The sequence below is a fragment of the Sphingomonas sp. IC-56 genome, from assembly GCF_021043375.1.
Taxonomy (GTDB): Bacteria; Pseudomonadota; Alphaproteobacteria; order Sphingomonadales; family Sphingomonadaceae; genus Sphingomonas.
Genome location: NZ_JAJNDV010000001.1, coordinates 597,898 through 620,444 on the forward strand (window position 1 = coordinate 597,898; position 22,547 = coordinate 620,444).

Below are 22,547 nucleotides of genomic sequence, written 5' to 3' on the forward strand. Positions count from 1 at the left end.
AACCCACGTTGGGACGTGGAGAGATTTTTCGCCGGAGTTGGAGTATTGGCGCAGGACCGGATCGTCGCCGTTGGTCTGTTGACCACGCGCGACCTGGAGAGATTGGGGAGCGGCTTCAGGCGCTGCTTCCCCGTTTCCGATGACCAGAAGTTCGAGGACTTGTTGCGGGCGATCGACGAAGCCGACGCTCAGACGGACCTCCGCCAGACGCGCGTAGAAGGCGGCGAAGCGCCCGCAGCCTGAGCGGGCGCGCGCTTAAAGCCGCGCCCATAGCCCAGCCATAGCCCTGCACTCACCCGATCGGCGGCGCATCCTCGCGCTTTTCCGGCCGGATATAGATCGACGTTAGCTGGGGCAGCGTGGCGCGCAGCCGATGCTCCATATCCCCGATCAGGGTCTCCGCCTCGCCCATCGGCAATGTATGCTCGAAATCGGCGCTGATCGCGACAAACACGCTCTCGGGCGCAGTGTGGATGGTGCGGACATGGTTGACGGCGGTGACCTGCGGCTCGGCTTTCACGCAAGCGCGGATCTGCTCCACTAGCGCGGGATCGGCGCGCTCGCCGATCAGCAGCCCCTTGGACTCGCGCGCCAGCAGCGCCGCGACCGCCGCTAGGATTAGCCCGATGACGATCGACGCCGCGCCGTCGATGCGTGGGTCGCCCCAGGCATGGCTGGCCCAGATGCCGATGCCGGCCACCATAAGGCCCAGCAGCGCGGCGGAATCCTCGAACAGCACGATAAAGGTCGTCGGATCCTTGGAAACGCGGATCGCCTGCCACCAGCCATGCGCGCCCTTGGCCCGGCCGAACTCGCGCACCGCGACGATCCAGGACGAGCCCTCGAGCAGCACTGCCACGCCCAGCACGATGTAGTTGACCAGCGGGTCCTGCAACGGCTCGGGGGACTGGATGTGCTTCCAGCCTTCATAGACCGACACGCCCGCACCCAGCCCGAAGATCAGGATGGCGACCACAAACGCCCAGAAATACAGTTCGCGGCCATAGCCGAAGGGGTGAACCGCGTCGGGTGGTCGCGTCGCGCGGCGCTTGCCGTACAACAGCAGCAACTGGTTGCCGCTGTCGACCAGGCTGTGCACGCCCTCGGTCAGCATGGAGGAAGAACCGGTGATCGCCGCCGCCACGAACTTGGCGATGGCGATCCCGACATTCGCGGCCAGCGCCGCATACAATACGATGTTGGCGCGCCACCCCGACGCAGGCGACGCGCTCACCGGTCAGCCGAGGCCGATCGCGGACTTGATCTTGTCGATCACGCCGCCTTGATCGCCCCCGGCCAGCTTCTTCTCGGCCTTGGGGTCGAAGCCCGAGCTCTCCGGCAAGTCATCGCCACGGCCCGGCTGCGTGGTCGAGGGCGGGTCCGACGCATCCATGGACTCGTCCAGCGCGCAGTCCAGCCGCGCATCCTTGTTGTCCGGATTGCGGGCGAGCCGTTCGGAAATGGACTTGTCGGTACCGGCATCCGCCGATCCGACGGGGGCCTTGGCGCTGCCGTCGCTCTCGGGGCCCGGCGCTACCGACATCTTGTCCATCGCATTGTCGATGGAGTTCGGTTGGTTCGGGGTCGAAGTCATTGGTCACTCTCCTGAGCGTTGCCGCCCTGTAACGAACCGTCTTCGGCTCGCGTTCCCGCCGCTGAAAGGCTCGGTACGCAAAACGGCCCGGCGAGTTTCCCCGCCGGGCCGCAAATGCTTCATCCTGTGGCGCGAGGCTTAGTCGCGCGAGCTGCCGAACAGGCGCAGCAGGAACAGGAACATGTTGATGAAGTCGAGATAGAGCGTCAGCGCGCCCATGATCACGGCCTTGCCCTGCATGTCGGTTCCGCCGACATAGGCATACATGCTCTTGATCTTCTGCGTGTCGTAGGCGGTGAGCCCTGCGAAGATCAGCACGCCGATCACGCTGATCACCAGGTTCATCACGCTCGACTGCAGGAACAGGTTGACGATCGACGCCACGATCAGGCCGACCAGACCCATGATCAGGAAGGTGCCGAAGCCCGACAGGTCCTTCTTGGTGGTGTAGCCGTACAGGCTCAGCGCACCGAAGCCGGCGGCGGTGCCGAAGAACACCTGCGCGATCGACGTGTCGGTATAGGTCAGGAAGATCGTCGAGAGCGACGCGCCCAACAGGCCGGCATAGGCGAAGAACAGCGCCTTGAGCGTGCCTTCGGACATGCGGTTCTGGCCAAAGCTCATCGCGAACACGATCGCCAGCGGCGACAGCGTCACGATCCAGCCGAGCATCGACGGGCTGTAGCCACGCGCGGTCTGCTGGACCAGCAGGCCGATCAGGCTCGACTTGGCGAAGACCATCGCGATGATCGCCGTCAGCAGAACGCCCGAGAGCATGTAGTTGTAAACGGACAGCATATAGGACCGCAGCCCCGCATCGCGTGCCTCGGTGCGTGCACCTGCGGCCGCGTAGGGCGCGGCGCCCGTCCGGGGATCCGACCAATTCGCCATTATAAACTCCTTTGCCCGGACAATATCCGGATACGTGCGAATATCGGGCCTGAAACGACCCTTTTCAAGCAAAACCGCCGGGAGCGCCGGGCGGTTCTGTGAGTTAATGTTGCTGACCATGCACCGTTTGTTCGTAGGCCTGCGGCCGCCCCCGGCCATTCGCGCGCTGCTCCTCGATGCGATGGGCGGCGTCCCGGGCGCGCGCTGGCAAAATGACGAGCAGCTTCACGTGACCCTGCGCTTCATCGGCGAAGTCGACCGCCCGATGGCTGAAGACATCGCGCTGGCGCTTGCCAACATCCACGCCCCACCGGTCGACATCGCGCTATCGGGCGTCGGCCAGTTCGACACGCGGGGGCGCCCCCATGCGCTCTGGGCCGGCGTCGCCCCGCAGGCCCCGCTCGCCGACCTGCACCGCAAGGTCGACCAGGCTCTGGTCCGCTGCGGCCTGCCCCCGGAACGCCGCGCCTACCATCCGCACATCACCCTTGCCCGCATGAAGCCCGGCACTGCGCTGACCGACAGCTTCCTCCAGGCGCAGGCCAGCCTGTCGAGTGCACCCTTCACGCTCGATCACTTCCTCCTGTTCGAAAGCCATCTCGGCCGCGACGCCGCCAGCTACGAAACGGTCGAAGGCTATCCACTAAGAGGCTAGAAGATCCTCTCGGATGGGGGAGGCCTGAGGATCGCGTGGGGCGGATTTCTCGATCCTCCCCCGGAGGGGGAGGGGGACCGCCAGCGCAAGCTGGTGGTGGAGGGGTATTCGCCTCGTGGACCCCCGCTTGTGGAAACTACCCCTCCACCAGCTTCGCTGGTCCCCCTCCCCCTCCGGGGGAGGATCACTGAACCATGCGATGGGCTCCAAGGCGTCGGCGCATAGTGGAGGGGGCTCTCCACAAGCGGGTCGCCTGCGGCAATCCCCCTCCACCACGCACTAGCGTGCGCGGTCCCCCTCCCCGTTCCTGGGAGGATCGTCACGCTCCCGCTCCGCCAACCGCGCCTCGATCCGGGCCAGGCTGTCCAGGATCCGCACCTGCTCTTCATGCGTAAACGCGTCGCGGTCCTCGTTCATGCGGTCGATCAGCCGCACCACGATCAACGGCACCACCATGAAGATCGAGGCGTGCATCAGCACCAACGCCACGACCTGCCCGGCCAGCGTCTTGGGACTGATGTCGCCATAGCCGGTAGAGGTCGCCGTGGTCCCCGCCCAGTACAGGCTTTCCAGGAACGTCCGCCCTTCCAGCACGCAAAACGCACCGGCCGCCGCGAACAGCAGCGCCAGATACACCACCGCGAGTTCCTTCAACGTATCCGTCGCCGCCCTCAGCCGCCCCATGACCTACCCCCTTCTAGATCCTCCCCGGCACGGGGAGGGGGACCATGCGCAAGCATGGTGGAGGGGGCTCGCCACAAGCAGGCCGCCTACCGCGTCCCCCTCGATCACACACCATCGTGCGTGCCCCCTCCCCTTCCCGGGCAGGAGCCCGCAACTACCCCCGAATGACATGCGGCAAGAACCGTGCGCCGTTCCCCGTGATCAGCCCATCCTCGCGGATCCCCATGCCGGCCGCGGCGCCATCCACCACCCAGCATCCCAGCACCGGATACCCCGCACCGAAGTCGCGCAGCCGATACAGTTCCTGATACATGGTCAGCCCTTCGCGATACGCGCCGGAACTCCGCGCCAGCGTCGCGCCACCGGCAACCACTTCGATGTTCGCGCCCTCGCGCGCCAGGAACGGCTTGGCGACATAGTCCCCACCGATCTTCTCGCGGATTACCGAGGCTGCCAGCAGGTTCGGGTGCCCGGGGAACATCGCCCATAGCACCTGAAGCACCGCCTTGTTGCTCCACAGCATCTTCCAGATCGGCTCGATCCAGGCGGTCTCAGGCAAATGGCGCACGATGTCGCGGCCATATTCCTCGCTGACGATCCATTCCCAGGGATACAGCTTGAAGATCGCGGTGATCAGCTGGTCATCGGCGTCCACCGCGCGTCCCGACGGATCGAGCCCGATATCGTCGATCACGACGCCCAGCGTCTCCAACCCGGCCTGGCTCGCCAGGTCGCGCATATAGGTCGTGGTGATCGTGTCCTCGTGCGACGGGTCGGCGGCATGGGTGAACCACACTCGCTGTCCGGGCAGGCGCGCGCGGATATCGGCCCAGCGCCCGATTAGCTTTTCGTGCAGGCTGTTGAACTGGTCCAGCTCGGGGAAGACGTCTTCTTTCCACTCCCACTGGATCACCCCGGCTTCCAGCATCGAAGTCGGCGTGTCGCAGTTGAACTCGAACAGCTTGGGCTCGCCCGTCCCATCATAACCGAAGTCGAACCGGCCATAGTTCAGCGCCGGCGGCTCGTTTTTCCAAGCCGCCTTAACGGCGCCATGGCACCAGTCGGGAATGCCGAACAGCGCCATGACGTCCGGATCGGAAACGATCCGCTCGCCGGCCTCCAGGAACAGCTGGTAGACGGTCTCGCTCGCCGCCTCGATGCGTTCGATCTCGTCCAGCGTGAAGGAATAGTACGCCCTCTCGTCCCAATAGCGCCCGCCGCCCTCACCTTCGCCTTCGCTGTGCCAGATCAGCCCCTGTTCCTCGACGGTCTTCTGCCAGTCGGGCCGCGGCGCGATGCTGTGGCGCTGCACCTCAGGAGCGGCCGGAACCGAAGCTGCGCCCGCGCGAGCCCAGCCCGCCGCGCGACACCGCCTGCGACCGGGTCATCCGGCTCGCGCGCGGCGCATCGGCATAGCGCACGCCCTGTGTCGGCGTGAACGATCCGCGGCCGGCATAGCGCGGGTCGCGAATGGAATCGCCGTAGAACGGTACCGCCGAGTTGCGTCCCAGATAATACCACAGGAACGCGTTCGACATGCCGCCGCCACCCCCGCCATAGGCGCCCCGCGCCTGCGGGTTGCACTGGCGGTCGTCGACACGCTTGCCGTCCTTGTCGACGCATACCGCCGTGTCGCGATCGGTTACCGCTTCCCAGTCGTCGTTGCGCGACGAACAGGCCGGCAGCGCCAGCAGCGCCGCCGCCATCGCGGTCGTCATCGTCAATTGCTTGCGCATGGCCCCGCCTTCCTGCTCAAGGAACCATGCACGCGGCCTGGAGCACGCCGAAGCCCAGCCCCATGCCGCCCACGAACACGCCCGAGGCCATGCAGTCCTCTACGATCTTCTGCGAGATCGACCGGAACATCAGCCGCGCGATCACGAAGAACACCAGCAACTGCACCACCGCTGCCACCGCCCCCCACATCAGCATGTCGGGGATGCTTACCGAATGGCCGATCACCATCGCCACCGGCACCGCAAAACCCAGGAACGTGCCCGTCACCTGCACCGCCGCGGCCGTGTTCCCCTGCCCGATCAGCGCGAACTCCCGGTGCGGCGTGATCAGCACATACACAGCCAGAAACGCCACGGCCAACGCCACCGCCGCGGCGAAATAGGCCAGGAAATGCGGCAACGTGTCGACGAAATAAGCAACCATGTTTATCCCCCTCCCGAACAGCCTATCAGCCCGATCCCTCGAAACAAGTACAACAAACTCCCTCTCCCGCTTGCGGGAGCATCGGGTCGGACGTGCCCCGCACGTCTTAAACAGCGCGGGGCGCTGTTTACCCGATGCTGGTCGGGGTGAGGGTTCAGCGCAATAACGGCAATGAGTCGGGCCTCAAAACACCCCTTTCGTAAAATCGGTATGGCGCGTAGCCTGCACATCAGACCCAACCGCACGGAGAGGAACGCATGGCTCCCACCGCCCCCGAAAAGGCCGGCCCCTATTCCTGGTACGTCCTCTTCGTCCTGTTCCTGGTCTATGCGCTCAACTTCATCGATCGCCAGATCCTGACCATCCTCGCGCCCCACATCCGCCGCGACTTAGGGCTCAGCCATGCCGATATCGGCTTCCTCTACGGCACCGCGTTCGGCGTGTTCTACGCGCTGTTCGGCATTCCGCTCGGTCGCCTCGCCGACAATTGGCACCGCGTCCGCCTGATGACGCTGGGCCTGGCGCTCTGGTCGGCGATGACCGCGCTGTCGGGCTTCGCGCGCTCGGGCGTCCAGCTCGCCGGCGCGCGCATCGGCGTCGGCATCGGTGAGGCGACCGCCAGCCCCTCGGCCTATTCGCTCCTGTCCGACTGGTTCCCCAAGCGCCAGCGCGCCACCGCGCTCGCCATCTATTCGGCCGGCATCTATTTCGGCGGGGGCTTCTCGCTTTTCATCGGCGGGTCGATCGCCGATGGCTGGAACGCGGCCTATCCCCATGGCGGCCCGGCAGGGCTGGTGGGCTGGCAGGCCGCCTTCCTCGCCGTTGGCCTGCCCGGCATCCTGCTCGCGCTGTGGGTAGCGACCCTGCGCGAACCCCCGCGCGGGCTGTCGGAGGGGCTGGCGACGCCGCCCCACCCCGCCCCGTTCCGCAGCTTCGCGGCCGAGCTGCTGACCATCATCCCGCCCTTCACCTTGATCGGCGCCGCCCGCAACCGCGCGCTGCCCGGCAATCTGCTCGTCCTCGGCCTCGTCGCCGCAGCGGTGGCGGGCCTGATCGCACTCGGCGAGCCGCTGCCGCAGTGGCTGGCGGTCGGAATCGGCGTCTATGCGGTCTATTCCTGGGCGGCAGCGCTGCGCCACCGCGACGCGCCCACCTTCGCCCTGATCGTCGGCACCCCCGCCTTCCTCTGCGTCGTGCTCGCTTATGGCCTCAACGCCTTCCTCGCTTATGCCGTCGCCGGCCTCGCCCCCAGCTACGCCGCGCAGGTCTTCGCGGTCAGCGCGCGCGAAGCCGGGCTGATGATCGGCGGCCCGGCGATCCTGGCCGGCTTCCTCGGCGTCACCGGAGGCGGCATCGCCGCCGACCGGCTGCGCGCACGGCACCCCTCGGGCCGCATCATGGTGGTCCTATTCGGCGCGCTGGCCCCGATCATCCCGATGGCGATCGCCTTCACCACTACAGCCAAGCCGCTCTTCTACGCGATGCTCCCGCTCACCCAGATCCTCGCCTGTGGAGCGCTCGGCGCCTCGGCCGCCGCGACGCAGGATCTGGTCCTGCCCCGCATGCGCGGCACCGCGACCGCGGCCTTCTTCATCGGCACCACGCTGATCGGCCTGGCGTTAGGGCCCTATCTCGCCGGCCGCATCGCCGACCTGACCGGCAGTCTGGCCACCGGCATCCTCTCGCTGCTGTTCAGCGTGCCGCTGGCGGTGGCCGCCGCGATCGCAGCCTATCGTCTGGTCCCCGCCGCCGAGGCGAGCCGCGAAGCCCGCGCCCGGCAAGCAGGAGAAAGTATCTAGACGCTCTGGAACACCCCACAGGCGATGCGCCCGCCCGAATTGCCCGACGGGTCGGTCTTGTAGTCGTCCTCGCCGGCATGGATCACCAGCGACGCGCCGTCCTCGTCCATCAGCTGCTGGAAGGTGCCGGCCGGCAGCGTGAAGATCGTGCGGTCGCTCCCGTCCGCGCCGACGCTCAGATTGGGCATGTCGCCGGCATGCGGCCCGGCCGGGTTTTCCTTGCCATGCTGGTGCGTGGTGGGGTTCCAGTGCGGCCCGGCGCTCGCAAAGTCGGGCGCCACGCACTTGCCGGTGGTGTGGACATGTGTGCCATGCTCGCCCGCCGGGAGTCCGCGCGCTTCCACCATCACCCGGATCGCGCCGTCGACTTCCTCGGCCACCGCCGTGCCCACCGTCTCGCCAGCGGCGTTGCGCAGGTCGGCCTGGGCGCGGAACTTGCCCGCCATGTAGCGCGCATTCTGCTCGGGCGTCGCACAGCCGCTCACGCCCAACGCACTCACGGCCAGCGCCGCCATCAGCCCCATGCGCACCATAACCCAACTCCCGAAGTGAATGTGTCCCGGGTAATGAACCGCCCCGCGCCCGGTTCCAAGCCCCAACTGTTCAGCCATGCCCGCGGCCATAGTCCGGATCGTCGATCCGACCGGCCCCGTCGCAGGTCGGGCACGGGTGGTGATCCGGGCACGGGATCGTCCCCCGGGTCAGCCGCGCCTCCATCTCAAGCAGCTTCTTCTCCAGCCGCTCGCGCGCGCTGCCTTCGCTCTTGGGCGTGGAGAAGCATCCCCCCGCCGCTTCCGCCGCCTTGTGCGCGGCCTTTTCGCGCTCGTCCGGGCTCATGCCGCCAAAGCCGCTTTGCAGGTCGCCGCGCTGCACCAGCAGCCGCAGCAGCGAGTCCGAATAGCGCCGCTTGCGCGACACTTCCTGCCCGTCCTTCTCGACCACTTCGTCCCAGCCTTCGACCGCGCGGGAATAGGCCGCCTCTTCCAGCACCGCCCGCCCCTTTTTCTGCGCCTTGGCCCAGGCGGCGGCAAACTCGCTCGACTTGGCGCGCAGCCGATAGGCCGAGGTGGTCGAAACCTGCACCTTCTTGCACGCGTCCGACACACAGCCCATTTCGGTCAGCGCCCGCAGGAACGCTCGCTGCCGCAGCGGCGTCCACCCATCGCTGCGCACCCGATGCTCGCGCGCCACCCCGATCTTCTTCTCCTGTCCCACCGACTCGCTCCCACTGCCAAAAGGAGCCAACCAGCTATGCCCCGAAATCCTACAAGACAAGAACAAGATGGGAACACGCGGGGCCGAACGCACCCGCCAATCCGATCATCATTCGGGCTGTGAGCCGTCGTCCCGCTTCTTCTTTCCGACAGATCAAGGAGCAGGGGCCCGCGCAAGATCGGGTGACTAAGATCTGATCAGGCACCAATCCGCCGCATTCCTAACTCACCAGCGCCACCTCTGGGCAAATCCACAATCAGAAAATACAACCGGGGGTTGTATTCCTATGCGGAATATACCATATTGCAAGTGGCCGCCTCGGACAGGCCGGGGCGCAGACAGGAGAATGAGTATGAAATATTTAATTGGTAAGCGCCTACGCGCGGAAAGGTTATCAACACCATGTCCAAGCACGTTGTCGATGTAACGCCTGATCTTGGTTCAACGATACGCAGTTTGCCGATTGATGACTACGTCATCTTCCAAGCATTCTTCGATGCTGTTGTCCAAGTGGGGCACGATGTAATTGGGGGACCAGGAGTCCCCGCGCATTCACGGATAACCGTGGAGTGGAGCGATCCAGCAGAGATTTCCGACTTAGCTTGGGCAATCTTCTGGCTTCAGCTCCAGCGTATCAGCCTGCGGCTCCGGCTTGAAGTTAAGCCGGAGATGCTGCTGCTTAGCTTGGCCTGAATGGTCACTGTAACAGGGGCTCGGGAAACCGAGCCCCGGAGGAAACTGTTATGACACATGAGACGAAAGGAGCGGCGTGGCGCCGAGAGCTAGAAGGTGCAGACCTTCAACGTTATGAGAGAGTAAAGGCTGAGTTTGTCGAAGGAGCAGACCTGTTCCGAAGAGCGAGGAAGGCCTTGAATATGTCTCAGGTTGAAACTGCAAAGTTGCTGGGCACCACTCAAGCGAATGTATCTAAAATTGAAAATCGCTCAGAGCCCGACTTAGATGCGCTATGGAGATTGAGCCGGGCCATCGGCGGATCATTCTCCGTTTCCATCAAAACGCCAGATGGCGAAATTTTGGAATATTCAGTTTGAATACACTAAACCTTTAACTATCATGCATTTATGATCTTTGGCGGAAAGATAACCTCTTTTCCACACCGGTCATTTTACAACGCCATGAACATAGTTGCTCACTAACACCATATTTTTTGGCAATATCTATGATAGATATACCACTATATCTACTCTTTGTAAGAGCAGCTTCAGGTAAAAGGAGCGCACCTCCTAGCCAGTCGGCCTCGTCTTCCTGATCCCTAGAGAAATCAGACAATAAGACGAGGCCACTGGGAGAAACATCAACATCTGCAGGAACATGCTCAAGGATGATGTGCGCTAGTTCATGCATAAGGGTAGCCGCACGCCGCTCACGCGAGTGAGCGGAGTTCAGCACCACAACGTACACTCCTTCCTCAAATAGGGTCATTCCAGACCAACTTGAGGAATCTTTGACTAGCAGCTGCTCAGCATGTTCAGGATCTAAGTCGAGGTCGGTCGCCTCAAAAACGATGACATTTAGCGTGTCGGCATAATGCCATGGGCATAGCGGAGCTTCGCTTGAGAGCCCCATCTGATCCCGCACGGCCAGCGAGGTCCGTTCTGCACTCGCCTTAAACCCCCTCCGCATCAGGAGCCGCTCTCTAGCTCCGCGCGAGCACGTCGTGCTCGTTGCGCAGCTATAATCAACGCCCCCAGCGAGGTGGCAGTTTCCGGCGAAACTGTTGAAGTCTTACGAAAGTGGGCGACTGCCCGAACGCCAGCCTCATTGTCCTGCTTTCGCTCGACACCCAAAAAGCGCGCGGGGTCAACTTCTAACCAACGGCAGATTTTCGCGAAGGTTGCCAGATCAGGAAGATGCCCATTCTCCACCCGGGAGAGAGTGGCAGGACTTACCTCCGCCTCTGCGGCTGCGGCACGGATGCCGCGGGCACCTCGCTTCCGCGCTATCAGGCGCCCTAAATCCTCAATCGGAAGGGTCATAAAAACTCCAGAGCATCGTTGACTCAGGGGTCGGCAGCCCCTACTGTCTCAGTTGTAAGACAAGTCGCCTTACGGCTGAAACTGCCTTATCCTTGAAACGGAGGAACCATGCCGGCTCCTACAAGTCAATAGGATGCGGCAGTCAGAAGTAAGAGGAACGAACATGAGCGGTAAAAATCAGTACGTTGTCCGAAATGGAAGTTCGTGGGGCGTTCGAGGCGAGGGGAACTCTCGCCTGACGGCACGATGCGACACGCAGGCAGAGGCAATCGGTATCGCTCGCGGCATTGCGCGGAACCAAGCCTCTGAGCTCCGGATCCAAGGCAGAAACTCTCAATTCCGCGAGAGCTGGAGCTACGGAAACGACCCCTTTCCACCGAAAGGCTGAGCGATGGTCAAACTTACCTTCAACGGGAAGAACATCACTTCATCTAGTCAGCTTCGACGTGAGATGGAGAAGTCGTTTCAGTCAGCTATCGAACACTCGATCAAGACGGCGGCACCCCCGGGCGTACGCGTTCAGAAAACCAGTAACGGCTTCACTGCAGAAGGGAGCCCTGAATCAATCAATCGAATGATGAAACGACTGAGTAAATAAAGGCGACGCACTCGATGAAGGCGCTGCCGGTAGGCAGCGCCTTCTTTTTAAGCAGTCGCCAAGGCTGACCTTCACACCCCTCCCCTTCCCCCGCACCCCAAGCCGCGCTAAGGCCCTCCCGAATCTTCGTATTCAACTGCCATCCGGCGCGCCCGCGCGGCCCCTTCTGCGGACCCCAGGCGTTCCTTGCCGGAACGAATTTGGGAAGGAACCCGTAGACCCATGACCGCCATTGGTAACGACACGCTCGGCACCCGCGACACGCTGGACGTCGCCGGCAAGAGCTATGCCTTCTACTCGCTGCCCAAGGCCGCGGCGAAGCTGGGCGACATTTCCCGCCTGCCCTTCTCGATGAAGGTGCTGTTGGAAAACATGCTCCGCTTCGAAGACGGCGTCACCGTCACCAAGGACGATGCCCAGGCGCTGGTCGATTGGCAGAAGGACGCGCGTTCCAACCGCGAGATCCAGTATCGCCCCGCCCGCGTGCTGATGCAGGATTTCACCGGCGTTCCCTGCGTGGTCGATCTGGCCGCGATGCGCGACGCGATCACCAAGCTTGGCGGCAACCCGGCCAAGATCAATCCGCAGGTGCCCGTCCACCTCGTCATCGATCACTCGGTCATGGTCGACGAATTCGGCACGCCCAAGGCGTTCGAGGACAACGTCGAGCTGGAATATCAGCGCAACAACGAACGCTATGAGTTCCTGAAGTGGGGCTCCAAGGCACTCGACAATTTCCAGGTCGTTCCCCCCGGCACCGGCATCTGCCACCAGGTGAACCTGGAATATATCTCGCAGTCGGTCTGGTCCTCGACCGCGCCCGACGGCGCCACCATCGCCTATCCCGACACGCTGGTCGGCACCGACAGCCACACCACCATGGTCAACGGCCTGGGCGTGCTCGGCTGGGGCGTGGGCGGGATCGAGGCTGAGGCCGCGATGCTCGGCCAGCCGGTCTCCATGCTCATCCCCGAAGTCGTCGGCTTCAAGCTGACCGGCGCGCTTGGGGAAGGCATCACCGCCACTGACCTGGTGCTCACCGTCACCCAGATGCTGCGCGCGCGTGGCGTGGTTGGCCGCTTCGTCGAGTTCTATGGCCCCGGCCTCCACTCGATGACGCTCGCCGACCGTGCGACCATCGCCAACATGGCGCCCGAGTACGGCGCGACCTGCGGCTTCTTCCCGGTCGATGAAAAGACCATGGACTATATGCGTCTCACCGGTCGTCCGGACGAGACGATCGCGCTGGTCGAGGCCTATGCCAAGGCACAGGGCATGTGGCACGACGTCGACAGCCCCGAGCCGATCTTCACCGACACGCTCGAGCTCGACATGAGCAGCGTGCGCCCGTCGCTCGCCGGCCCGAAGCGTCCGCAGGACCGCGTCAGCCTCGACAGCGTGGACGAGGTGTTCAACGGTGACCTGACCAAGGTGTACAAGAAGGAGCGTGCCGCCGAAGTCGCGGTCGAGGGCGCCGATCACGGCATCCGCGACGGCGACGTGGTGATCGCCGCGATCACCTCGTGCACCAACACCTCCAACCCGTCGGTGCTGATCGCCGCGGGCCTGGTGGCGCGCAAGGCACGCGCGCTCGGCCTCACGCGCAAGCCCTGGGTGAAGACCTCGCTGGCCCCCGGCTCTCAGGTTGTGACCGACTATCTGAACAAGGCTGGGCTGAGCGAAGATCTCGACGCGATCGGCTTCAACCTCGTCGGCTATGGTTGCACCACCTGCATCGGCAATTCGGGGCCTCTGGCCGAGCCGATTTCGGCCGCGATCAACGGCAACGACATCGTCGCGGCCTCGGTCCTTTCGGGCAACCGCAACTTCGAAGGCCGCGTGAGCCCGGACGTGCGCGCCAACTTCCTCGCCTCGCCGCCGCTCGTGGTCGCCTATGCGCTCAAGGGCACGGTGACGCAGGACATGTACGAAACGCCGATCGGTGAGGGCACCAACGGTCCGGTGTTCCTCAAGGACATCTGGCCGAGCAATGAGGAGGTCCAGGGCCTCATCAACGCCAACATCGACGACCAGATGTTCCGCTCGCGCTACGGCAACGTGTATCTGGGCGATCGTCACTGGCAGGGCATCACCGTGACCGGTTCGGACACCTATAGCTGGCCGACCAACTCGACCTACATCCACAATCCGCCCTATTTCGAAGGGCTTACGATGACCCCGGCACCCGTGCAGGATATCGTCGGGGCCAAGCCGCTGGCGATCCTGGGCGATTCGATCACCACCGACCACATCTCGCCGGCCGGTTCGATCAAGGCGGACAGCCCTGCGGGAAGTTTCCTTCAGGATCACGGCGTTAGCCGCAAGGACTTCAACAGCTACGGCGCCCGCCGCGGCAACGACGAAGTGATGGTCCGCGGCACTTTCGCCAACATCCGCATCAAGAACGAAATGGTCCCCGGAATCGAAGGCGGCATGACTCGCTACGGCGATCAAGTAATGCCGATCTACGACGCCGCCCAACGCCACAAGGCCGACAACACCCCGCTCGTGATCGTCGCGGGCAAGGAATATGGCACCGGCTCCTCGCGCGATTGGGCGGCAAAGGGCACCAACCTGCTCGGCGTCCGCGCAGTCATCACCGAAAGCTTCGAGCGCATCCACCGCTCGAACCTGGTCGGCATGGGCGTGCTTCCCCTTCAGTTCGCCGAAGGCGTGACCCGCCAGACGCTCAAGCTCGACGGCTCGGAAACCTTCACGATCACCGGCGTGGCCAACCTCCGCCCCCGCCAGGACGTCGAAGTCACCCTCACCCGCGCCGACGGCACCACCGAGACCTTCCAGACCCGCTGCCGGATCGATACCGTCAACGAGCTGGAGTATTTCCTCAACGGCGGCATCCTCCACTACGTGCTGCGGAAACTCGCCGCATAAGCGAACGCGAAGCCCAACAGAAAAGGCCGCGGTGGCATCCACCGCGGCCTTTTTGCATCCTGGGTCCAACGACTGCATTTGGGTGGTTAGGCGACGTTCAGGCGCGTTTACCGCCTAGACCCCTCCGCCCCACACCATCAGAACTGGGAAGAGAGCGAAGGCTAACAGCCCGATAGCGAAGGGGTACGCGTCATGAAACCAGCGGACCTTGCGCGAGAAAACAACCGCGCTGGCAAGTAGGAGCAAGAATAAGGTGGGCACACCGGCATACAGGACCACTTGACCCGAAGCCGGATATCCCTCGACGTGCTGCGATTGAATGCCAATCAGACCGTCGACGCCGGCGATAAGAAGGTAGCTCCAAGCCGCGGCGATCGGGGCTGCCATAAGGTCCGTCCAACGCATGGCCCGGTGTCGCGCAAGTCGCAAGAGTCTGCAACTGGGCGGTAGCTGTCGTCGTCGAACCCGGCCGTGGAACCGCCACCAGCCTAAGGGGCCCTTACTTCCCCTCGATCCCCAGCAGCTCGATCTTGAACAGCAGCGTCGCGCCACCCGGGATTGGCCCCTTGCCTACCGGGCCATAAGCCAGGTCGGACGGCGACGCGATCTCGATGGTGTCGCCCACGCCCATCATCGGCACCGCCATCTGCCAGGCCGGGATCAGAGCGCCGAGCGGGAAGGTGGCCGGTTCGTTGCGGGCATAGGAGCTGTCGAACTCGGTGCCGTCAATCAGCGTGCCGGCATAATGGATCGTGACCGTGTCCTCGACCACCGGATGCGCGCCCGTGCCGGTGCCCTTCACCCGCCGCCAGCGCAGCCCGCCCGGCAGCGACTGCCAGCCGTCGCTTGCCTTCAGTTGGGCCAGTGCCAGCGACTGGCGGTTGTGCCATGCGGCGTCCTGCGACGGCCCCTGCTCCCCGGTCTGCGCCACTGCGAACCCCGCCGCGCCAAGACCCAGCACCCCAAGCACCACCACCCACGTCTTCTTCACGTCGCACTTCCTCTCAAATCGATTGCAGCCGACATTCCCGGAAAGCCGCCGGCTTGCAATGTAGGATTTGCGCTGCTGGCCTGCGCAGCACTCTTTCTCACCGTCGCGCCCCATGCCGTCTCCAACGCAAACCGCGCGAGACCGCAACTTCTCGACTTCGCGGCGCCGCAAAGCCAGCCAGCCAGCCAGCCAGCGCTGCTGCCACACACGCACTTGGTCTAAACTTTTCTAAACTTCCGCCCGGCGCAATGCCCGGCCCGCCACGGCATCCAGCTTCGCCAGCACCGCCGGATCGCGCGCGCCGGGCGCGGTGATCAGCGCCGCATCGAGGCACGTATCGATGGGCGAAGCCGGCCGCTCCACCGGCAGGTTCCGCAGCAAGTGCGTCACCAGCCCGCGCGCTTTGGCGGCGTTGTCGGAAAGCTGCGCCATCACCTGCGCAACGTCCACAACCGCTTCGTCCTCGCGCCAGCAGTCATAATCGGTGACCATCCCCACCAGTGCGTAAGGAAGCTCGGCTTCGCGAGCGAGCTTGGCCTCGGGCATCGCCGTCATGCCGATGATGTCGCAACCCCAGCTGCGGTACAGCCTGCTCTCGGCGCGGGTGGAGAATTGCGGCCCCTCCATCGCCAGATAGGTGCCTCCGTCATGCACCTGCGCCCCGGCAGCCCGGGCCGCCTGCGCCGCCAAAGCCGACAGCCGCGGACAAACCGGGTCTGCCATCGACACATGCGACACCATGCCGGTTCCGAAGAAACTCGATGATCGCCCCTTGGTCCGGTCGATGAACTGGTCGGCCACCGTGAAGCTCCCCGGCGGCCGATCCTCAGCCAGGCTGCCGACCGAGGAGATCGCCAGCACATCGGTCACGCCCACGCGCTTCAGCACGTCGATATTCGCGCGTGCGTTAAGCTCGGACGGGCTGATCCGGTGCCCGCGCCCGTGCCGCGGCAGGAACACCACGCGGGCATGCCCGACTCGCCCACGGAACAGCTTGTCCGATGGCAGACCCCAGGGGCTCGCCACCTCAACCCATTCGCCTTCCTCGATCCCGTCGACACCGTAGAGCCCGGAGCCGCCGATGATCCCAATGGTCCAGCCGCTCACGCTGCCTTGTCCACGTTGCGGCGCGAGTAAGCGAAGTAGACGCCCAGTCCGACCACATTCCAGATGCCGAACAGCAACTGGGTCTGCCCAGGCAGGCTGACGAACAGGTACAGGCAACCAAAGATTGCCCCCAAGCCCACCAGCCACGGCGCCGGCGTCCGGAACGGCCGCACCGCCTCTGGCGCGCGCCGCCGCATCACCAGCATGCAAAGGCCCACCGCCGCGAATGCCGTCAACGTCCCCGCATTGGCCAGCGCCGCGATCTCGTCGATCGGGAAGAACGCGGCGAAGAACGTCACCACGCATGCCGTGAAGATGGTGATCCGCACCGGCGTCCCCCGCCGCGATACCCGCGCCAGGCTCTCGGGCAGCATGCGGTCGCGTGCCATCACGAAGAAGATGCGGCTCTGTCCATAAAGGAACGCCAGGATCACCGTCGGCAGCGCAATCACCGCCGAGGCGGCGAGCACCGTGGCGGTAAAGGGCTGGCCGATTTCGCGCAGGATCAGCGCCAGCGGCTCGGGGCTGTCGGCAAAGCGGGTATAGCTGAGCGCGCCCACCGCCGTCACCGCCACCAGCATGTAGATCACGACGCACGCCAGCATCGACCCGACAATGCCGATCGCCAGGTCACGGCTCGGGTTCTTCGCCTCTTCGGCCGCGGTCGAGATCGCGTCGAAGCCATAGAAGGCAAAGAAGATGATCGCCGCGGCCGCCATCACTCCGCGCTCCACGCCGTCGGCGCTCAGGTGCTTGGAAAAGCCGAACGGCGCGAACGGCTCCAGATTGCCCGCGTCGAAATAGGGCAAGGCGACCGCGACGAAGATGGCCAGCGCGATCAGCTTCACTACCACCAGGATCGCGTTCAGCGTCGCGCTTTCCCGCGTACCGACGATCAGCAGCCCAGCGACCACCGCCACGATGAACATCGCCGGCACGTTGACCCCCCATTCGGCAACGGCACCGCCGGCCATCACCGGCCCATGGGTGAGCACGGCAGGCAAATGCACGCCCAGTCCAGCCAGAAAGCCAGTCGTGTATCCCGACCAGCCTACCGCGACCGTGGCCACCACCAGCGTATATTCGGCGAGCAAGCTCCACCCGACCACCCAGGCCACGACTTCGCCCAGCACCGAATAGCTATAGGTATAGGCACTCCCCGACGTGGGGATCATCGTCGCCATTTCGGCATAGGCCAGCGCCGCGCACGCGCAGATCGCTCCGGCAATCACGAAAGACACGATCACCGCCGGCCCCGCCCGGTCCGCGCCGACACCGATCAGCGTCAGGATGCCCGTGCCCACAATCGCCCCTACGCCCAGCGCGACCAGATGCGGCCACGACAAGGTTCGCCGCAGTTGGTGCTCGGATCGCCGCTCCCCCTCCGCGATGATAGGCTTCAAACGAAACAGGCTGGCCATCCGCAATCCCCTTTTCGCCAGGGTGTAGCGCGCTACGCCAAAGGTTCAACTCGACGTCAGGATATCCCGCGCCGAGTCCGCCGACCCGCACCCTGCCGGTGCGCGCACCCGCTCGGCCGCGATGGTCACCGCCGCACGTCCATCACGCCGCTCTCGAACGCGGCAAGATCGGCGCGCGTGAACAGGCTCGCGTCGCCCGGCAGCGAGTGTTTGAGCGCGGTCAGCGCAAGGCCGGCCCGCGCCGCCTGTTCGGGATTGCCGCGTTCGAGCAGCCCGTGCAGCACGCCCGCCGCAAAGGCGTCGCCGGCACCAAGCCGGTCGACGATGCCGGAGATCAGTACCTCGCGGGTCTGGAACCCGCCATCGCGCGTGTCGACCCGCGCCGAGACGCGGTGGCTGTCGGCGGCGTCCACATGCCGCGCAGTCGAAGCCATCAGCCGGAGCTTCGGAAACGCGGCAAAGGCCGCCTCAGCCGCCTCGCGTCGGCGCTCGGGGCCATCACCGGAGAAAGTCTTGCCGAGCAGCAGCGACACGTCGCGGTGGTTGCCAAACAAGATGTCGGCATGACCGACCAGCTGCGTCAGCACCGACTTGGGATCGCTCTCCCACGCTTCCCAGAGCTTGGCGCGGTAATTGCCGTCAAACGAGACGGGGATCCCGCGCGCACTGGCCGCTTCCGCCGCCGCCACGGCAGCCGCGGCGGTTTTGGGGCCGATCGCTGGGGTGATCCCGGACAGGTGCAGCCGCTGGCAGCCGGAGAGCGCCGCCTCCCAATCCCACGCGTCGGGCGAACGGTCGGCGAACACGGAATGCGATCGGTCGTAGATCACTTCCGAAGCGCGCAGCCCAGCGCCGGGCTGGAGGAAATATAGACCCACGCGCCCTGTTTCCGCGACAATCGTGGAGGTATCCACACCCCGTCCCCGCAGCTCACGCGTAATCGCCGCACCCATCGGGTTATCGGCCACCGCCGTGACCATGCGCGTGGCGTGGCCGAGCGATGCAAGGCCCGTGGCCACATTCGCTTCGGCACCACCGACATGCACCTGGAACTGGTTGGTCTGCAGCAACAGCTCGCGGCCGGGCGGGGAGATGCGCAGCATCACTTCGCCGAAGAACGCGATGGGGCGGTTATCGGTCATCTTGGCAGCCTTTTGCGGGGATATGAGGCGGTGGCGTTGCGCATGGGGACTCCCAAGTTGAGTGTGCCGTAGAGGCAGAATAGCAGTCAGAGACGGTAGGCTCGGCGGACCAGGCCCGAAGTCAGTTCTTCAATCAATTCAACGGCTTCCCAGTCCAGCAACCGCCCTTCGGCAACTAGACGGGCGAGGAAAGCGGCGTCCACGCGCCGCGCGACATCGTGGCGCGCGGGGATGGAGAGGAAAGCGCGGGTGTCGTCGTTGAAGCCGACCGTGTTGTAGAAACCGGCGGTTTCGGTCGTGTTTTCGCGGAAACGGCGCATGCCTTCGGGTGAATCGTGAAACCACCATGCCGGGCCGAGCTTCAGGCAGGGATAGTGACCGGCCAGCGGCGCGAGCTCGCGCGCGTACGTCGTCTCGTCGAGCGTGAAGAGGATGATCGACAGATCGGTCGAGGTGCCGAAGCGGTCGAGCAAGGGCTTGAGCGCATGGACATAGTCGGTGCGCGTCGGAATGTCGGCGCCCTTGTCGCGGCCATGGCTGTGGAACAGGCCGCCATTGTGGTTGCGGAAGGAGCCGGGATGGATCTGCATGACCATGCCATCCTCGACGCTCATCGCCGCCATTTCGGTCAGCATCTGGGCACGGAACAGCTCGGCATCGGCGGGGGTCCAGTCGCCGCCCGTCACCTTGCGGAACAGCGCCTCGGCCTCCGAGCGGCTGAGGTTTGCGGTGCGCGCGGTGGGATGGCCGTGGTCGGTGGCGGTGGCGCCAGCGGCGCGGAAGTCGGCACGGCGCTTACGGTGCGCGGCGAGATAGCCATCCCAGCTGTACACGTCCTCGCCAGTCAGATCGGCAAAGGTCCGCATCGCGCCGACGAACTGTTCATGCTCCACGTCGATCACCGCGTCAGGGCGATAGGTGGTGACCACCCTGCCCGGCCAGCCACTCGCCTGGATGGCATGGTGGTGGGAGAGATCGTCCTGCGGCCCCTCGGTGGTGGCGAGGAACTCCAGGCGGAAGCGGTCGAACAGCGCGCGCGGCTTGAGTGCATCGGTTGCCAGCGCTTCGTTGATGCGATCGTAATACAGGTCCGCCGTCGACGCCTCGAGCGCGACGTCGAAGCCGAAGACTTCCGCAAAGACATGGTCGAGCCACATGCGCGAGGGCGTGCCCCGGAACAGGAAGTAGTTCTCGGCAAAGGTCCGCCACGCCGCGCGCGGATCGGTCGCGGGCACCCCGGCCTTGCTGGGCACGCAGAGGGCATCGAGCGCGATCCCCTGTGAATAGAGCATGCGGTAGATGTAATGGTCCGGCGCGAGCAGCAGCTCGGTCGCGTTGGACCAGTTTGCGTCCGTGGCGAACCAGCGCGGATCGGTGTGCCCGTGCGGGCTGATGATCGGCAGGTCGGCGACCTGCGCGTAGAGTGCGCGTGCGATGCTGCGTGTGCGCTCGTCGGCAGGAAACAGCCGGTCGGGATCCAGTATCAACGGCCTGGACATGGTCTTTCTTATACCTCCAACTTTTCGCGCATCACCGTGTTCACGATGATCGCAGCAATGGCGATCGCCGCGCAGATGGCGAGCATGGTGTAATAGCTACCCGGCTGGAAGCATGGGGTGGCCGGGCCCATCCAGACGGGGATGCAGCCTTCCACATTCTTGCCCGAGACCAGGAAGATCATCGCGCCGATCAGCCCGGCCAGCACAGCCACGATCACCGCCCAGGGCGTAGAGCGGCGGAAATGCTCGACGCGCTTGAGGCGCGGAGAGAGCAGGTGCACCGACAGCACGGCAAGGAAATAGGCGCCGCCGGCCGCAATGAACATCGGCGCATAGCTGCCCACCCGATCGAGCACGTCGCCCGAATATTTGGAGAACAGCGCGCCGCCGATGGCGCCAAGCGTGCCGCCAATGCCGATCACCGCACCCACCGCGAAGCGCGGGAAGGTATCGGACGGAAGCGTGTAGAGATTGGCCGAGAAGCCCTGATGCGCCGCCGCCGCGATGCCGATGATCAGCACGCTGGCCCACAGGCTGGGCACCGAGGTGGCGAACACCACCGGTAGCACGAAGAAGGCGCAGATCAACATGGTGAGCTTGCGCGCCTTGTTGACGCTCATGCCCGCATGGATCAGCCGGCCAGAGAGCCAGCCCCCCGCGACGCTGCCGATGTCGGAGATGAGGTAGATGCCACCCAGCGCCAGCGCGGCGGTGGGGGTGGACCAGGTCTTCAAGTCCAGCCCGTATTGCGTTCCCAGATAGCCCGGCAGCCAGAACAGGTAGAACCACCAGATCGGGTCGATGAAGAACCTGCCCAGCGCAAACGCCCAGGTCTCCCGCTGGGCAAGCAGGCGCAGCCACAGACCCGGCGTCTTCACGTCGGGATCGGCAGGATCCTGGGTGATATGGGCGAGCTCGGCGGCGCCGACCTTTTGATGGGAAGCGGGATTGTCGCGGTACATCGCGAGCCAGGCGACCAGCCACAGCGCGCCGAAGGTACCGGTGACGATGAAGGTCATACGCCAGCCGATCATCGGCACGAGCGCGAAGCACAGGAGCGGCGCAGCGATCGCGCCGACATTGGCGCCGGCATTGAAGATGCCGACCGCAAAGGCGCGTTCCTTTTGCGGGAACCAGGTGGTCACGGATTTGATGCCGGCGGGGAAGTTGCCGGATTCGCCGACGCCCAGCGCGAAGCGTGCCATCGCGAACTGGGTCACGCTGTACGCGCCGCCATGCGCCATATGGGCGATCGTCCAGACCACCACCGCCGCGGCATAGCCCAGCCGCGCGCCGATCGCGTCGACCACCTTGCCGAAGCCGAGATAGCCGATGGCATAGGCAACCTGGAACCACACGACGATGTCGGCATAGCTGCGCTCATCGAGCCCCAGCGCCGGATCGTCCATCATGGTGGGCTTCAACAGCCCGATCATCTGGCGATCGATATAGTTGATCGCGGTGGCCGCAAACAGCAGCGCTACCACCATCCAGCGGTAGCGCCCCACCCGCTGCGCCGCGTCCGCGACAATGCTGTTTCCGGTTCCTGCCATGACCTCTCCAACGCTGAACCGCTTCAGGTCCGGCTTTTGCCGATTATCCCGCCGCGTGGCTGAAAGCCGTGCCGGTCTCGGCCGCCTTCATCCTGGATTGGTAACGCTACCGGTCATCCGGGGGAAACGATTTAGCGCGCGACGGGGGTAGCGAGCACCGCTTCGTCATCGAATGCCAGGCCCTGACCGGTGAGCTCAGGCCCGCAGTTGGGATTGTTCACGCGAAGGCGCGAAGTTCGCGAAGGTTGAAGAAGGGGTTTGTTCGCGCAGAGGCGCAGAGGGCGCAGAGGGGTTCAGCCGCCGCGGCAGCGGCAGGAACAACGCTATAGATAGGCGCCGAGCTCGCGAT

At 64.7% G+C, this 22,547-nt stretch carries 24 protein-coding genes and 1 pseudogene; 7 read left to right on the forward strand and 18 right to left on the reverse strand.

What is annotated here, in order from left to right:
* Positions 1-45: 45 nt before the first annotated feature.
* Positions 46-243 (forward strand): hypothetical protein, encoded by a 198-nt coding sequence (locus tag LQ953_RS02970; protein WP_231029149.1) that lies wholly within the window; start codon positions 46-48, stop codon positions 241-243.
* A 49-nt stretch (positions 244-292) separates the two neighbouring features.
* On the opposite strand, the gene LQ953_RS02975 is transcribed toward LQ953_RS02970, so the two are convergent.
* The 3 genes from LQ953_RS02975 to LQ953_RS02985 all read right to left on the reverse strand — a co-directional run bounded on the left by LQ953_RS02975 (position 293) and on the right by LQ953_RS02985 (position 2,485).
* The gene (locus LQ953_RS02975; protein ID WP_231029150.1) at positions 293-1,234 is read right to left on the reverse strand and encodes a cation diffusion facilitator family transporter; all 942 of its coding nucleotides are present in this window, start codon (positions 1,232-1,234) and stop codon (positions 293-295) included.
* Between the two features lie 3 nt (positions 1,235-1,237).
* Positions 1,238-1,594, reverse strand: a complete 357-nt coding sequence (locus LQ953_RS02980; protein WP_231029151.1) for a hypothetical protein — start codon at positions 1,592-1,594, stop codon at positions 1,238-1,240.
* 138 nt (positions 1,595-1,732) lie between these two features.
* On the reverse strand, positions 1,733-2,485 hold the full coding sequence (locus LQ953_RS02985) for a Bax inhibitor-1/YccA family protein (RefSeq protein ID WP_231029152.1): 753 nt from the start codon (positions 2,483-2,485) through the stop codon (positions 1,733-1,735).
* 118 nt (positions 2,486-2,603) lie between these two features.
* Here LQ953_RS02985 and thpR point away from each other — a divergent pair, with 118 nt between their 5' ends.
* Positions 2,604-3,140, forward strand: coding sequence for an RNA 2',3'-cyclic phosphodiesterase (thpR, locus tag LQ953_RS02990; protein ID WP_231029163.1), 537 nt, complete (start codon positions 2,604-2,606; stop codon positions 3,138-3,140).
* 279 nt (positions 3,141-3,419) lie between these two features.
* Here the strand turns inward: thpR and LQ953_RS02995 are convergent, their stop codons facing one another.
* From LQ953_RS02995 to LQ953_RS03010, 4 genes are all read right to left on the reverse strand, one after another.
* Entirely contained in the window at positions 3,420-3,824 is a 405-nt protein-coding gene (locus LQ953_RS02995) for a potassium channel family protein (protein WP_231029164.1), read from the reverse strand.
* A 154-nt stretch (positions 3,825-3,978) separates the two neighbouring features.
* Positions 3,979-5,136 carry a glutathionylspermidine synthase family protein gene (locus LQ953_RS03000; protein ID WP_231029165.1) on the reverse strand — a complete coding sequence of 386 codons (1,158 nt, stop codon included), beginning with the start codon at positions 5,134-5,136 and terminating at the stop codon, positions 3,979-3,981.
* A gap of 1 nt (position 5,137) precedes the next feature.
* Entirely contained in the window at positions 5,138-5,560 is a 423-nt protein-coding gene (locus LQ953_RS03005; RefSeq protein ID WP_231029166.1) for a hypothetical protein, read from the reverse strand.
* Positions 5,561-5,576: 16 nt separating this feature from the next.
* Entirely contained in the window at positions 5,577-5,984 is a 408-nt protein-coding gene (locus LQ953_RS03010; RefSeq protein WP_231029167.1) for a DUF350 domain-containing protein, read from the reverse strand.
* Between the two features lie 257 nt (positions 5,985-6,241).
* Here LQ953_RS03010 and LQ953_RS03015 point away from each other — a divergent pair, with 257 nt between their 5' ends.
* The gene (locus LQ953_RS03015) at positions 6,242-7,783 is read left to right on the forward strand and encodes a spinster family MFS transporter (RefSeq protein WP_231029168.1); all 1,542 of its coding nucleotides are present in this window, start codon (positions 6,242-6,244) and stop codon (positions 7,781-7,783) included.
* Here LQ953_RS03015 and LQ953_RS03020 read toward each other — a convergent pair.
* Both LQ953_RS03020 and LQ953_RS03025 read right to left on the reverse strand, forming a co-directional pair.
* On the reverse strand, positions 7,780-8,316 hold the full coding sequence (locus tag LQ953_RS03020; RefSeq protein ID WP_231029169.1) for a superoxide dismutase family protein: 537 nt from the start codon (positions 8,314-8,316) through the stop codon (positions 7,780-7,782). The two genes, LQ953_RS03015 and LQ953_RS03020, sit on opposite strands and share 4 nt — an antisense overlap.
* A 70-nt stretch (positions 8,317-8,386) precedes the next feature.
* Positions 8,387-8,998 carry a hypothetical protein gene (locus LQ953_RS03025; RefSeq protein WP_231029170.1) on the reverse strand — a complete coding sequence of 204 codons (612 nt, stop codon included), beginning with the start codon at positions 8,996-8,998 and terminating at the stop codon, positions 8,387-8,389.
* Between the two features lie 402 nt (positions 8,999-9,400).
* On the opposite strand from LQ953_RS03025, the gene LQ953_RS03030 reads away from it, so the two are divergent.
* Both LQ953_RS03030 and LQ953_RS03035 read left to right on the forward strand, forming a co-directional pair.
* Positions 9,401-9,691, forward strand: coding sequence for a hypothetical protein (locus LQ953_RS03030; protein WP_231029171.1), 291 nt, complete (start codon positions 9,401-9,403; stop codon positions 9,689-9,691).
* Positions 9,692-9,741: 50 nt separating this feature from the next.
* Entirely contained in the window at positions 9,742-10,050 is a 309-nt protein-coding gene (locus LQ953_RS03035) for a helix-turn-helix domain-containing protein (RefSeq protein WP_231029172.1), read from the forward strand.
* Between the two features lie 28 nt (positions 10,051-10,078).
* On the opposite strand, the gene LQ953_RS03040 is transcribed toward LQ953_RS03035, so the two are convergent.
* Both LQ953_RS03040 and LQ953_RS03045 read right to left on the reverse strand, forming a co-directional pair.
* Positions 10,079-10,597: an ImmA/IrrE family metallo-endopeptidase gene (locus LQ953_RS03040; RefSeq protein ID WP_231029173.1), complete on the reverse strand. Its 519-nt coding sequence runs from the start codon at positions 10,595-10,597 to the stop codon at positions 10,079-10,081.
* A gap of 44 nt (positions 10,598-10,641) precedes the next feature.
* Positions 10,642-10,995: a helix-turn-helix domain-containing protein gene (locus LQ953_RS03045; RefSeq protein WP_231029174.1), complete on the reverse strand. Its 354-nt coding sequence runs from the start codon at positions 10,993-10,995 to the stop codon at positions 10,642-10,644.
* Between the two features lie 163 nt (positions 10,996-11,158).
* Between LQ953_RS03045 and LQ953_RS03050 the strand changes: the two genes are divergently transcribed.
* Both LQ953_RS03050 and acnA read left to right on the forward strand, forming a co-directional pair.
* Complete coding sequence (locus LQ953_RS03050; RefSeq protein WP_231029175.1) at positions 11,159-11,383, forward strand: DUF2188 domain-containing protein; 225 nt, start codon at positions 11,159-11,161, stop codon at positions 11,381-11,383.
* A gap of 432 nt (positions 11,384-11,815) precedes the next feature.
* The gene (gene acnA, locus LQ953_RS03055) at positions 11,816-14,485 is read left to right on the forward strand and encodes an aconitate hydratase AcnA (protein WP_231029176.1); all 2,670 of its coding nucleotides are present in this window, start codon (positions 11,816-11,818) and stop codon (positions 14,483-14,485) included.
* A 114-nt stretch (positions 14,486-14,599) separates the two neighbouring features.
* Here the strand turns inward: acnA and LQ953_RS03060 are convergent, their stop codons facing one another.
* The 7 genes and pseudogenes from LQ953_RS03060 to LQ953_RS03090 all read right to left on the reverse strand — a co-directional run.
* Positions 14,600-14,872 carry a hypothetical protein gene (locus LQ953_RS03060; RefSeq protein WP_231029177.1) on the reverse strand — a complete coding sequence of 91 codons (273 nt, stop codon included), beginning with the start codon at positions 14,870-14,872 and terminating at the stop codon, positions 14,600-14,602.
* 112 nt (positions 14,873-14,984) lie between these two features.
* Entirely contained in the window at positions 14,985-15,476 is a 492-nt protein-coding gene (locus LQ953_RS03065; RefSeq protein WP_443026531.1) for an FKBP-type peptidyl-prolyl cis-trans isomerase, read from the reverse strand.
* A gap of 228 nt (positions 15,477-15,704) precedes the next feature.
* The gene (gene mtnP / locus LQ953_RS03070) at positions 15,705-16,583 is read right to left on the reverse strand and encodes an S-methyl-5'-thioadenosine phosphorylase (protein WP_231029178.1); all 879 of its coding nucleotides are present in this window, start codon (positions 16,581-16,583) and stop codon (positions 15,705-15,707) included.
* Positions 16,580-18,004, reverse strand: a complete 1,425-nt coding sequence (locus LQ953_RS03075; protein ID WP_231029179.1) for an amino acid permease — start codon at positions 18,002-18,004, stop codon at positions 16,580-16,582. The genes mtnP and LQ953_RS03075 overlap by 4 nt, the downstream gene beginning before the upstream one ends.
* A gap of 125 nt (positions 18,005-18,129) precedes the next feature.
* The gene (locus tag LQ953_RS03080; RefSeq protein WP_231029180.1) at positions 18,130-19,146 is read right to left on the reverse strand and encodes a sugar kinase; all 1,017 of its coding nucleotides are present in this window, start codon (positions 19,144-19,146) and stop codon (positions 18,130-18,132) included.
* A gap of 86 nt (positions 19,147-19,232) precedes the next feature.
* Entirely contained in the window at positions 19,233-20,645 is a 1,413-nt protein-coding gene (gene uxaC, locus LQ953_RS03085; protein ID WP_231029181.1) for a glucuronate isomerase, read from the reverse strand.
* Between the two features lie 245 nt (positions 20,646-20,890).
* Positions 20,891-22,198 (reverse strand): annotated as a pseudogene (locus tag LQ953_RS03090) (MFS transporter); the annotation flags it as partial.
* Between the last annotated feature and the right edge of the window lie 349 nt (positions 22,199-22,547).

What these genes read in the sequence shown, in the direction of transcription:
- LQ953_RS03015 (WP_231029168.1), top strand. Translation starts at nt 6,242, where the DNA reads ATGGCTCCCACCGCCCCCGAAAAGGCCGGCCCCTATTCCTGGTACGTC.
- acnA (WP_231029176.1), top strand. Translation starts at nt 11,816, where the DNA reads ATGACCGCCATTGGTAACGACACGCTCGGCACCCGCGACACGCTGGAC.
- LQ953_RS03045 (WP_231029174.1), bottom strand. Translation starts at nt 10,995, where the DNA reads ATGACCCTTCCGATTGAGGATTTAGGGCGCCTGATAGCGCGGAAGCGA.
- LQ953_RS02995 (WP_231029164.1), bottom strand. Translation starts at nt 3,824, where the DNA reads ATGGGGCGGCTGAGGGCGGCGACGGATACGTTGAAGGAACTCGCGGTG.
- LQ953_RS03010 (WP_231029167.1), bottom strand. Translation starts at nt 5,984, where the DNA reads ATGGTTGCTTATTTCGTCGACACGTTGCCGCATTTCCTGGCCTATTTC.
- thpR (WP_231029163.1), top strand. Translation starts at nt 2,604, where the DNA reads ATGCACCGTTTGTTCGTAGGCCTGCGGCCGCCCCCGGCCATTCGCGCG.
- LQ953_RS03020 (WP_231029169.1), bottom strand. Translation starts at nt 8,316, where the DNA reads ATGGTGCGCATGGGGCTGATGGCGGCGCTGGCCGTGAGTGCGTTGGGC.
- LQ953_RS03080 (WP_231029180.1), bottom strand. Translation starts at nt 19,146, where the DNA reads ATGACCGATAACCGCCCCATCGCGTTCTTCGGCGAAGTGATGCTGCGC.
- LQ953_RS03035 (WP_231029172.1), top strand. Translation starts at nt 9,742, where the DNA reads ATGACACATGAGACGAAAGGAGCGGCGTGGCGCCGAGAGCTAGAAGGT.
- LQ953_RS03060 (WP_231029177.1), bottom strand. Translation starts at nt 14,872, where the DNA reads ATGGCAGCCCCGATCGCCGCGGCTTGGAGCTACCTTCTTATCGCCGGC.
- LQ953_RS03075 (WP_231029179.1), bottom strand. Translation starts at nt 18,004, where the DNA reads ATGGCCAGCCTGTTTCGTTTGAAGCCTATCATCGCGGAGGGGGAGCGG.
- uxaC (WP_231029181.1), bottom strand. Translation starts at nt 20,645, where the DNA reads ATGTCCAGGCCGTTGATACTGGATCCCGACCGGCTGTTTCCTGCCGAC.
- LQ953_RS03005 (WP_231029166.1), bottom strand. Translation starts at nt 5,560, where the DNA reads ATGCGCAAGCAATTGACGATGACGACCGCGATGGCGGCGGCGCTGCTG.
- LQ953_RS02980 (WP_231029151.1), bottom strand. Translation starts at nt 1,594, where the DNA reads ATGACTTCGACCCCGAACCAACCGAACTCCATCGACAATGCGATGGAC.
- LQ953_RS03050 (WP_231029175.1), top strand. Translation starts at nt 11,159, where the DNA reads ATGAGCGGTAAAAATCAGTACGTTGTCCGAAATGGAAGTTCGTGGGGC.
- LQ953_RS02985 (WP_231029152.1), bottom strand. Translation starts at nt 2,485, where the DNA reads ATGGCGAATTGGTCGGATCCCCGGACGGGCGCCGCGCCCTACGCGGCC.
- LQ953_RS03030 (WP_231029171.1), top strand. Translation starts at nt 9,401, where the DNA reads ATGTCCAAGCACGTTGTCGATGTAACGCCTGATCTTGGTTCAACGATA.